Origin of the sequence: Cryobacterium melibiosiphilum, assembly GCF_003602235.1 — a bacterium.
In the GTDB taxonomy this organism is placed as follows: domain Bacteria; phylum Actinomycetota; class Actinomycetes; order Actinomycetales; family Microbacteriaceae; genus Cryobacterium; species Cryobacterium melibiosiphilum.
In genome coordinates this window covers 319,179-329,801 of the sequence record NZ_QZVS01000097.1, presented here as the reverse complement: position 1 = coordinate 329,801, position 10,623 = coordinate 319,179, and the positions used below count along the sequence as shown (strand labels likewise).

The 10,623-nt window shown below is 69.5% G+C and carries 10 protein-coding genes; 1 reads left to right on the top strand and 9 read right to left on the bottom strand.

Going from position 1 to position 10,623, the window contains the following annotated elements; translation table 11 throughout:
- Window positions 1–52: 52 nt before the first annotated feature.
- The 8 genes from D6T64_RS22020 to D6T64_RS21985 form a co-directional block, all read right to left on the bottom strand.
- Window positions 53–1,012 (bottom strand): AAA family ATPase, encoded by a 960-nt coding sequence (locus tag D6T64_RS22020; protein ID WP_119976810.1) that lies wholly within the window; start codon window positions 1,010–1,012, stop codon window positions 53–55.
- Window positions 1,009–1,983 (bottom strand): XdhC family protein, encoded by a 975-nt coding sequence (locus D6T64_RS22015; RefSeq protein WP_119976809.1) that lies wholly within the window; start codon window positions 1,981–1,983, stop codon window positions 1,009–1,011. The genes D6T64_RS22020 and D6T64_RS22015 overlap by 4 nt, the downstream gene beginning before the upstream one ends.
- A 10-nt stretch (window positions 1,984–1,993) precedes the next feature.
- Window positions 1,994–4,387, bottom strand: a complete 2,394-nt coding sequence (locus D6T64_RS22010; protein WP_119976808.1) for an aerobic carbon-monoxide dehydrogenase large subunit — start codon at window positions 4,385–4,387, stop codon at window positions 1,994–1,996.
- A complete protein-coding gene (locus D6T64_RS22005; protein ID WP_119976807.1) occupies window positions 4,384–4,926 on the bottom strand; it encodes a (2Fe-2S)-binding protein in 543 nt (180 codons plus the stop codon). The genes D6T64_RS22010 and D6T64_RS22005 overlap by 4 nt, the downstream gene beginning before the upstream one ends.
- 4 nt (window positions 4,927–4,930) lie before the next feature.
- On the bottom strand, window positions 4,931–5,854 hold the full coding sequence (locus tag D6T64_RS22000; RefSeq protein ID WP_119976806.1) for an FAD binding domain-containing protein: 924 nt from the start codon (window positions 5,852–5,854) through the stop codon (window positions 4,931–4,933).
- A 136-nt stretch (window positions 5,855–5,990) separates the two neighbouring features.
- Window positions 5,991–6,953, bottom strand: a complete 963-nt coding sequence (locus tag D6T64_RS21995; RefSeq protein WP_119976805.1) for a CHAD domain-containing protein — start codon at window positions 6,951–6,953, stop codon at window positions 5,991–5,993.
- Between the two features lie 145 nt (window positions 6,954–7,098).
- Window positions 7,099–8,277, bottom strand: coding sequence for a globin domain-containing protein (locus D6T64_RS21990; protein ID WP_119976804.1), 1,179 nt, complete (start codon window positions 8,275–8,277; stop codon window positions 7,099–7,101).
- A gap of 133 nt (window positions 8,278–8,410) precedes the next feature.
- Window positions 8,411–8,857 (bottom strand): RrF2 family transcriptional regulator, encoded by a 447-nt coding sequence (locus D6T64_RS21985; protein WP_119976803.1) that lies wholly within the window; start codon window positions 8,855–8,857, stop codon window positions 8,411–8,413.
- 77 nt (window positions 8,858–8,934) lie between these two features.
- Here D6T64_RS21985 and D6T64_RS21980 point away from each other — a divergent pair, with 77 nt between their 5' ends.
- A complete protein-coding gene (locus D6T64_RS21980) occupies window positions 8,935–9,669 on the top strand; it encodes a trimeric intracellular cation channel family protein (protein WP_233551517.1) in 735 nt (244 codons plus the stop codon).
- Here D6T64_RS21980 and hisN read toward each other — a convergent pair.
- The gene (gene hisN, locus D6T64_RS21975) at window positions 9,666–10,529 is read right to left on the bottom strand and encodes a histidinol-phosphatase (protein ID WP_233551515.1); all 864 of its coding nucleotides are present in this window, start codon (window positions 10,527–10,529) and stop codon (window positions 9,666–9,668) included. The two genes, D6T64_RS21980 and hisN, sit on opposite strands and share 4 nt — an antisense overlap.
- Between the last annotated feature and the right edge of the window lie 94 nt (window positions 10,530–10,623).

Below are 10,623 nucleotides of genomic sequence, written 5' to 3'. Positions count from 1 at the left end.
CAGCCCCGCCCGGCGCAGCGCCGTCGTCAGCCCGACCGCCAGCGCGGCCCGGTCAGCCACGCTCGCCACCGGGAGCATGCAGGGGAGCGCCGGCCAGCCAGGCCGCGCCGCGCGCGCCGGCCAGCTCGAGGTCGTCCCGGTTCTTCAGCACCATGCCCCAGGTCTGCTCGACGTGCGGCGCCGCGAGGTGGTCGACGCCGAGCACGGCCAGAGCGGACACCCAGTCGATCGCCTCGGCGATACCGGGCGGCTTCACGAGGTCGAGCGAGCGCAGCCTGGTGATGGCGGCGGCCGTTTCGAGGGCAAGTGGCGCCGAACTGCCCGGCACCCGGCGCCGCACGATCGCCGCGACGCGCTCCGGTGTGGGGTAGTCGATCCAGTGGTAGAGGCACCGCCGGGTGAGGGCGTCGTGCAGGTCGCGGGTGCGGTTGGAGGTGAGGATCACGATCGGCGGATGCGACGCGCGTACGGTGCCGAGTTCGGGGATCGTGACCGAGGCCTCGGCGAGAAGCTCGAACGTGAAGGCCTCGAACTCGGCATCGGCCCGGTCGATCTCATCGAGCAGCAGCACCGCGGGGAGCGGGCCGGCATGCTCGACCGCCTGCAGCATCGGGCGGTGCAGAAGGTAGTCGGCGCTGAACAGCTCGTGTTCGGTCAGGGTGTCGCTGCGGGCCTCCGCGACCCGGATGCCCAGAAGCTGGCGCGGGTAATTCCACTCGTAGAGGGCTTCACCGGCATCGATCCCCTCGTAACACTGCAGGCGAAACAGCGGCGTGCCAAGCACCCGCGCGAGCGTCTTGGCCACCTCGGTTTTACCCACGCCCGGTTCCCCCTCGAGCAGCAGCGGCTGTGCGAGGCTGAGCGCCAGGAAGACCGCGGTAGCGAGGCCCTCGTCGGTCAGGTAGTCGTCGGCATCGAACGCGCGCTGCAGGGCCTCGACGTCGGGGATGAGGCGGCGCACCGCGGGCCCCGCCCCGCGCCGCGGCCGGTCGTCGTGCCCGGAACCGCTCATGTGGCGTGCTCGAGCGGGGCCCCACGGGTGACGTAAGCGGTGCGGCATCCGTCGGAACAGAAATACACCGCGCCGGTCTCGGTTTCGAGATGGATCGAGGCCGGCACCGCGGCGACGGACATGCCGCAGACCGGGTCGATCGCGTCGGGCGACGGATACGACGGGGCGGGCCGGACCGGTGCAGGCCCGGAGTGGTCGTGGGCGCGCGCGGCGGCGCGCAGTTGCACGAGCTGGGCGAAGACGGACAGGGCGATCTCGGCAGCGGTGCGCGCCCCGAGATCGAGACCGGCCGGGCTGACAACCTGAGCGCGCTGCTCGTCGGTGACGTCGAGAGAATCGAGAACCGCGCGGCCCCGGGTTCGGCTGGCAACCAGCGCAACATAGGGCACTCCCGCACGCAGGGCCCTGCTCAGGGCGGGTTCTTCCTCGCGGCCGTGGGAGGCGACGATGAGTGCCGCATCGTCGCCGAGCGGCGCGGCTGCCGCGCCGTCGGTGAGCACGGCATCAAAGCCGAGGGCGGAACCGAGCGCGGCCAGGGCCTGCGCGACGGGGGTGGCGCCGACCACGATGATGCGTGGCAGCGGGATCTGCGGTTCCAGGAAAATCTCGATGGTGCCGCCGCTCAGGCAGGGGTTCGTCACCTGCACCGCGCCGTCCTGCACCGCGCCGTCCTCCGCCGGGGCATCCGCGGTGACCGACCCGCCCGTGGACCCCGCGGCACCACCACCGCCGGGGCCGGGCACAACCCGCAGCAGCAGCGGCTCCCGCGACGCGAGCACTTGCAGGCCGTAGGTGCGCACCGAGGCCTCGACACAGGCACCACCGACGAACCCGTCGATGACGCCTGAGCCGAGTATGAGGGCCGTGTCGCCGGCGTGCGCGCTCGTGGGGCGCTGCGCACGAACCACGGTCGCGCGCACAAAGGGCTCGCGGCGTGCGGCGAGCTGCTCGGCATGCAGGATTGTCGACATCGGGCCCCTTCTAGATCGGCGGGCGCGGTCGGCCCTGCATGGCCTCCCACACCCGGGCCGGCGTGCACGGCATGTCCATGTGGGTGATCCCGAACGGGGCGAGGGCGTCGACGACCGCGTTGACAATGGCCGGCGGGGAGCCGACCGTGGCCGATTCGCCGATACCCTTGGCGCCGATCGGGTGGTGCGGCGAGGGGGTCACGGTGAAGCCGGTCTCCCAGTCGGGCACCTCCATCGCGGTGGGAATGAGGTAGTCCATGAAGGAGCCGCCGAGGCAGTTGCCCTCGGTGTCGAACTCGATGATTTCCATCAGGGCCATGCCCACGCCATCCGTCAGCCCGCCGTGCACCTGGCCCTCGATGATCATCGGGTTGATGCGGGTGCCGCAGTCGTCGACCGCGATGAAGCGGCGCACCTTCACGTGCCCGGTGCCGGGATCGATGTCGACGACGCAGATGTAGGCACCGAACGGAAAGGTCAGGTTCGGCGGATCGTAGGTGACCTCCGCGTCGAGGTTGCCGTCAATGCCCTCCGGCAGGGCGACGGTGCCGTGGGCGCCCATCGCGATCTCGGCGACGGTCTTGCCGATGCTCGGGTCGCCCTTGACGAACCAGCGGCCCTTCTCCCACTCGAGGTCTTCCGGCCGGGTTTCGAGCATCGCGGCCGCGATGAACCTCGCCTTCTCGCGCACCTTGCGGGCCACGAGGGCGACGGCCCCGCCGCTGACCGGGGTCGAGCGGCTGCCGTAGGTGCCGAGGCCGAACGGCGTCTGGTCGGTGTCGCCGTGCACCACGTCGATGTCCTCCGGCGGGATGCCGAGCTCTTCGGCGACGATCTGGGCGAACGTCGTCTCATGGCCCTGGCCCTGGCTCTGCACCGAGATGCGCACCACGGCCTTGCCGGTGGGATGCACGCGCAGTTCGGCGCCGTCGTTCATGCCGAGGCCGAGAATATCCATGTGCTTGCGGGGTCCGGCGCCGACGGTCTCGGTGAAGAACGAGATGCCGATGCCCATCAGCTCCCCGCGCTCACGCTTCTCTTTCTGTTCCTGGCGCAGCTCGTCGTAGCCGGCCATCTGCATGGAAAGCCGCATGGTGGGCTCATAGTTGCCCGAGTCGTACTCCCAGCCGGTCTTGTTGGCGTAGGGAAACTGTTCGGGCTTGATGAAGTTCTTCAGGCGCAGCTCGGCCGGGTCCATGCCGAGCTTCGCGGCGAGGATGTCGACCATCCGCTCGACGAGGTAGACCGCTTCGGTCACCCGGAACGAGCATGCATAGGCGACCCCGCCGGGGGCCTTGTTCGTGTAGACGCCGGTGACCGTGCAGTGTGCGGCCTTGAGGTCGTAGCTGCCGGTGAAGATGTGGAAGAAGCCGGCGGGGTATTTCGTGGGCTGCGCCGTCGCGTTGAACGCGCCGTGGTCGGCGAGCACGTTCGTGCGCAGGCCCAGGATCGTGCCGTCTTTCGTGGCGGCAATGGAGCCCTGCATGATGTAGTCGCGGGCGAACGAGGTGGACATCAGGTTCTCGGACCGGTCTTCGACCCATTTCACCGGTTTGCCGGTGACGATCGAGCCGACGACCGCGAGAATGTAGCCGGGGTAGATGCCCACCTTGTTGCCGAAGCCGCCGCCGATGTCGGGGGAGACGACGCGAATCTTGTGCTCCGGGATGCCGGCGACCATCGCGAACAGCGTGCGGTGGGCGTGCGGGGCCTGGGTGGTCTCGTAGAGGGTCAGTCGGCCGTCGATGGGATCGAAGTCGGCGACGGCGCCACACGTTTCCATGGGCGCGGGGTGCACCCGCGGGTAGATGATCTCCTGGCTGACGACGACATCCGCTGCCGCGAAGACGGCGTCGGTCTCGGTGGCGTCGCCGGCCTCCCAGTCGAAGATGTGATTGTCGGTGCGGCCTTCGAGGTCGTCGCGAATGACGGGAGCACCGGGGTCGAGGGCGGTGCGGGCATCGATCACCGGGGGCAGCAGGTCGTAGTCGACTCGGATCAGTTCGAGCGCGTCGCGGGCGGCGTAGCGGTCGTCGGCGACGACGAACGCGACCTCCTGGCCCTGAAAGCGCACCTTGTCGGTCACGAGCACGGCCTGTACGTCCATCGACAGGGTCGGCGCCCAAGCCAGGCCGAGGGCCTGCAGGTCTGTTCCGGTGATGACGGCGTGCACGCCCGGGTGGGCGAGGGCCTCGCTGGTGTCGATCGACACGAGCCGGGCGTGGGCGACCGGGGCGCGCAGGATCGCGCCGTGCAGCATGCCGGGCAGCACGATGTCGTCGACGTAGTGGCCCTTGCCGCGCACGAAGCGGGGGTCTTCTTTGCGCTGTATGCGGCCGTAGCCGATGGGCCGGTTGTCGTCTCCCGCCGCCGGATTGGTCGGGCGGTCTTCGAGGAGGGTCATGCGCGCACCTCGTCCGCGGTCGCGCCGTGCGCGCTGTCGGCGTCGGCGTCGCTGTCGGTGTCGGTGTCGGCGTTGGAGAGGACCGGATGCTCGGCGGCCCATTTCACGGAGCGCACGATGGTGGCGTAGCCGGTGCAGCGGCAGATCTGGCCCGAGATCGCCTGGCGAATCTCGGTGTCGTCGGGGTGCGGATTGTGGTCGAGCAGGGCGCGAGCGGTGAGCATCATGCCCGGGGTGCAGAATCCGCACTGCAGGCCGTGCTCCTCCATGAAGCCCTGCTGCACGGGATCGAGTACCGCCCCGGTCGCGAGGCCCTCGACCGTCGTGATCGAATGCCCGTCGGCCATCATCGCGAGCACGGTGCAACTCTTCACCGGCTGGCCGTCCATCAGCACCACGCAGGTGCCGCAGTTCGACGTGTCACAGCCCCAGTGCGTGCCCGTCAGGCGCAACACGTCGCGGATGAAATGCACGAGCAGTACTCGCGGTTCGATCTCTTCGGTGATGTCGGTGCCGTTCACCGTCATGGTGACCTGCATGGTGTCAGCCTTCCTGAGTCGCGGGTGCGGGGGCGTTCGGGCCTTCGCTGGCGGCCGCGCGAGCGAAGGCCCGGCGCAGCACCCGGCGGGTGAGTTCGTCGGCGAGGTGCCGCTTATAGTCGATCGGGCCGCGCTGGTCGGCAATGGGGTCGCAGGCGACGGATGCGAGGCGCCCGGCCTCCACGAAGAGTGCCTCGGTCGGTTGCCGGCCCACCAGTACGGCGGCCGCTTCGGTCACGGTGCCGGTCTGTCCGACCGCGGTCAGCCCGATGGCGGCAGCCTCGATCGTGCCGTCGGGGGCCAGCGTGAGGGATGCGCCGGCGGCGGCGACGGCCCAGTCACCGACTCGCCGCTCGACCTTCTCGTAGGCGCTTCCGGTGCGGGAACGCACCGGAAGGCGGACTTCGCACAGGATCTCGTTGTGCGCGACGGCGGTCTCGTAGGGGCCACGGTGAAACTCGTCCATCGAGAGCAGGCGTTGCCCGCCGGCCCCGCGAATGACCGCGATCGCTCCGAGCACCTCGCAGACGGTGGACAGGTCTTCGGCCGGGTCGGCCTGGCAGAGCGACCCGCCGATGGTGCCACGGTTGCGCACGATCGGGTCGGCGATGACTTTCTCGGCGTCGGTGATGATCGGGAACAGCGCCTCGATCTGGGCGGATTCGAGCAGGGTCGTGTGCCGGGTGAGGGCGCCGATGCGGAGGGTGCCCGCGTCCGGTCCGCTCGTGTCATGCACGACGAAGTCCAGCTCGAACAGGTCGTTGATGTCGATGAGCCATTCGGGCCGGGCCAACCGCAGCTTCATCATCGGTAGCAGGCTGTGACCACCGGCGAGGATGCGTGACTCGGGTCCGTGTCGCTCGAGAAGGGCCAGGGCATTGTCGACGGTGCTGGCCCGCACATAGTCGAAGGCGGCCGGAATCTGCACAGTTCACTCCTCATCGTTGAGGTTCCTCCGCGAATCGAAGGATCGGGCCCGGAAGCCGGAACCGTGCCACATCATGCTCTGAACCTGAGGTTGTGTCAACGACCAATCATGTGCCGACGACCAATCAGACGACCAATCAGAGGGCGCGCAGGAGCGCACGCCAGTGCCGGCGGAAACGCACCTCGGCCGCCGTGGCGCGCATCTCCTCGAGGGCATGAAGCCGGCCGAAACCGAAGGCGTCCTCGCCGCGAGCGTGGGCCTCGGCGCCGAGCCGAACCAACACGGTCCGGGCCACAACACTGTCCTGGTGCTCGCCGAGCGCCTCCTGCAGGCCCCGGGCGAGGGCGACCATGCGGGATGCCCGTTTGGGGTCGACCGTGACCGCAGCTTCCGCGGCGTACCGCAGGCGCTTGGCACGTTTGCGCACGTCGTGCAGGGCCCGGTCCCGTTCCGTGCCCGCGGGCAGGGCCTGCGCGGTGCCGACGGCACGGCGCAGGCGTGTGACGTCCGCGTCGATTTCGTTGCGGGCGACGCGACGCGACGGAAGGTTCGCCTCCGAGCTCAGCGGTGGGTTCTCGAGCAGCTCGGCCAGGGACGCGAGCAGCTGGAAATAGCGCTCCGAGTTCAACACGTCGAGCACGGTCAGTTGCGCGCTCTGCACGCCGGAGGCCAGGAGCTCATCGATCGCGTTGGCGGTGGCCCCCGTGCTGGCCCCGGCGCCGAGCCGCGCGCCGCGCCCGGCCGGCTCCTCGGTGACCTCATCACGCAGGCGCTCGTGCAGTACCTCGGCGTCGCGGGCGATGCCGAGCACACCGGCCAGCCAGCGCAGCTCGTCGCGCAGCCGATCGGCGGTCTCGGGGTCGAGCAGGCTGCGGTAGCTCGCCAGCGCCGAGCGCAACCGCCGGGTGGCGGTGCGCATGGTGTGCACGGCGTCGGGGGCGTTCTCGCGCACGCGGGGATCCTGCTCGTGCAGCACGTGCACCTGTTCGTGCAGGTACTGAAGCAGCGCCCTGCCGGCCGAACCCTCGCGGGTGACAGGGCGTGGTCGTCGCGGGGCGACTGAGGCGTGATCGCCGGTCGTATTCACTGCATCGGTCATAGCTGCAGCTTAACCGGGTCGCCCTGCACCGGGTCGCCCTGCGCCGGGTCGCCCTGCACCGGGTGAGACGACGACGGTGCCGCCGGCCACGTGGAGGCGTGGACGGCGGCACCGATGACGCGACCCGCGGGCCGGGTCAGGTTTGTCAGGCAGACGCGAGCCACAGGTCGGGGCCGAAGACCTCGTAGTGGATGTTGGCGGCCGGCACGCCTGATTCGAGCGCTTGCGTGCGGATGGCGCGCATGAAGGGGAGCGGTCCGCACAGGTAGACCGTGGCATCCGTCGGGATGGTCACGTTGTCGAGGGACATGTAGCCGAGGTGGGCGCCGTCGTCGGCGCCGGCGACGGGGTTCTCCAGCCAGAGTTCGATGGCCGCGAAATCGAGCTGCTCGACGTCGTCGTTCATCTGCTCGCGCAGGGCCCAGCGGTCGAGGGTGCTCTCGGCGTGCAGCACGGTGACCTGGCGCTTGGAGTCCTGCTCGGCCAGGGAACGCAGGATCGAGGCGGCGGGGGTGCAGCCGATGCCGGCCGAGGCCAGGATCAGCGGGCCGTCGCTGGCGGGGAGCGTCACATCGCCGCAGGGGTGGGACAGAATCAGGGTGTCGCCGACCTGCACGTCACGGTGCAGGGCCGGGGATACCTCGCCGGCGGGGTCGAGCTTCGTCGTGAAGACGCGCACGTCGGTGCCGGTACCGGCCGACAGCGAGTACTGCCGAACCTGGGTGATGCCGTCGGGCATGACGACCGACACGCCGACGTACTGGCCCGGAAGGGACGCGGTGACCGGGGTGTCGTCGCCGGGCACGAGGGTGAAGGTCACGGCGTCGGTGCCGGCGGCTTCCCGCTTGGTCACGGTCCAGGGGGCGAGAGCGATGTCGCTGGCCAGCCCGGCGTAGAGACCGTTTTCGAGCTTGATCAGGGCGTGTGCCATGAGCCAGTAGACCTCGGTCCACGCGGTGGCGATCTCGGCGGTGATGACGTCGCTCAGTTCATCGGCGATGGCCTCGAAGAGGTACTTGTAGACGATGTCGTACTGCTCGGGGCGGATGCCGAGCGAGATGTGCTTGTGGGCGATGCGGCCGAGCAGCTGCTCCGGCAAGGTTCCGGGGTGGGCGAGCAGGTGGGTGGCGAAGTGCGCGACGCTGGCGGCGAGGGCCTGCTGCTGAGCGCCGCTCTTCTGGTTGGAGCGGCTGAAGAGTCCATCGTAGAACTCGGGGTGTGCCGTGAGCATCCGGCCGTAGAAGTTGCGCGCGATGGTGGGCATCCGCTCACCGACCGTCGGCAGGGTCGCTTCGATGAGGGCTGTGGATGATGTCGAAAGCATGCGTTCTCCTTATGTCGGAATGTCGCGGTACTTTTTAAAAGTAGCATCAAATATGCCAGAATAAGCACGTTCTTCTACATTGCGTAGAAAATGGATGCCGTCAGGCGCGGCTGTGGGCGCCCGGGCGGTCGCTTCAGGCCGGACCGGTGCTGAGCCCGACGAGGACCGGGCCGGAGACCCGACTGTGGGGGAGGGACGCAATGACCAGGCCGTCGAGCTCGCCGTAGAAGGCCTCCCGGGCGCGGCTGAGCGCCCCGCGCAGGCCGCAGCCGGCCAACAGCGGGCAGGGGCCGTTCGGAGATTCGCAGGCCGCGACATCCGTTCTGGTATCGAGGCGGCGCAGCAGCCAGCCGACCGTCACCGTGCGGCCCGCCTCGCTGATACTCACACCGCCGGCCCGGCCGCGCACGACGGTGACGAGGCCGAGTTCCCGCAGCCGGATGATGGCCTTGCTGACGTGGTTGTACGGCGTGCCGACGCCGTCGGAGACAACCTGCGCGGTGGTCAGGGCGGAATCCGGAACCGCCGCGAGCAGCATGACCACGCGCAGGCAGACGTCGGAAAACGCGGTGATTCTCATGACTCCAGCCTAGATCTGTGTGTCGCGGGGTGTCGCCCGCGCACGGGGACAGCAGGACGTGCGAGAGAATAGGGCAAGTGACACCTGCAGCTCTCACCCTGGACACCGCCGCCCTGAACGACGTGATTCTCTCCGTCGACCTGGCCGGGGTCTTCGCCAACGCCATTTTGGGTGGCGTTGCCGCACGCACGGCCCGGCTCGACATCGTCGGCTTCGTGGTTCTCGCGATCATGTCGGGCCTCGGCGGCGGCATGATTCGCGACACGCTGCTGCAGCAGGGCATGCCGGTCGCCCTCAGCGACCCGGCCTACCTCATGACGGCCGTTTTCGGCGGGGTGATCGCCTACTTCGTGACGTTCAACGGGCGCTGGTCGCGGCGGGTGCTGCTCTTGCTCGATGCGCTCGCCGTGGGTTGTTGGTCGTCGGTGGGAGTGCAGCGGGCCCTCGAGGCGGGTCTCGGCTGGATGCCCGCGATTCTGCTCGGCATCATCACGGCAGTCGGTGGCGGGATGGTGCGGGACATCATGCTGCTCAAGGTGCCCTCGATTTTCGGCGGCAATACCCTCTACGCCACGAGCGCCCTGCTCGCGAGCAGCCTGATGTGGGTGCTCAGCACCCTCGGGCTCGTGGTCGTCGGGTCGTTCGTGGCGATCCTGAGCGGCGCGGCGCTGTCGCTGCTGGCCAAACGCTACGGCTGGATTCTGCCGACCGGCTACGCGCTGCGCATTCCGAAGCCGATCCTGCTGCTGAACCCGCGGGCCTGGCGCGAACGCCGCCGCCGCGCCCGCGCCGACGACCTCGACGAAGACTAGCCCAGCGCGGTGCGTTCGACGGGCGCGCTCGGGGCGAGCGCGGCGAGGGTCACGGCGTGCAGCGGAGCGTTCGTCGCCAGCGCGCTGCCGTGCCACGGGCCCGGCTGGCCATCCACCGAGGTGAACACGCCACCGGCCTCCTGCACGATCGGGATCAGCGCGCCCATGTCGTAGGGCTGCAGGTCGAACTCGGCCACGATGTCGAGGTGTCCCTCGGCGAGCAGCATGTATGACCACATGTCGCCGTACGCGCGGGTGCGCCACACCCGTCGCGACAGCGAGACGAGCTCGTCGAGGTGCCCGGTCTGGTCCCACTGCTGGATGCTGTTGTAGCTGAGGGACGCGTCGGCGAGCTCGGCCACGGCCGACACCTGCAGGCGGCTGGGTGCGGCGTGCGGCGTGCGCTCATCGCTCGACCAGGCGCCTGCGCCGACGGATGCCCACCAGCGCTTTCCGAGGGCCGGTGCGCTCACGACGCCCACGACGGGAACCCCATCGACCGCGAGCGCGATCAGGGTCGCCCAGATCGGGATGCCGCGCAGGAACCCGGCCGTGCCGTCGATCGGGTCGATGATCCACTGGCGTTCGGTGGAGCCCTCGGTGCCGAACTCCTCGCCGAGGATCCCGTCGCCGGGGCGCCGCTCGGCCAGCAGCAGACGGATGGCCCGCTCCACGGCCTGGTCGGCATCCGTCACCGGGGTGCGATCGGGTTTCGTCGTGATGACGAGGTCGAGTGCGGTGAACCGAGCACGGGAGATCGCGTCGGCCGCATCGGCCAGCTCGAGGGCGAGCCGCAGGTCGGCGGCGATATCGGTAGCGTGTGGGCGGGGAATCTGGGGGTGCTGCAGGGGCTCGGTCACCCTCTCAAGGATAGTAATGACGGCTCCACACGCCGCACTCTCGGCTCGATTGGCATTGTGGCGCTTCGGGGTGTTAGGGTTACACGTTGCCGCG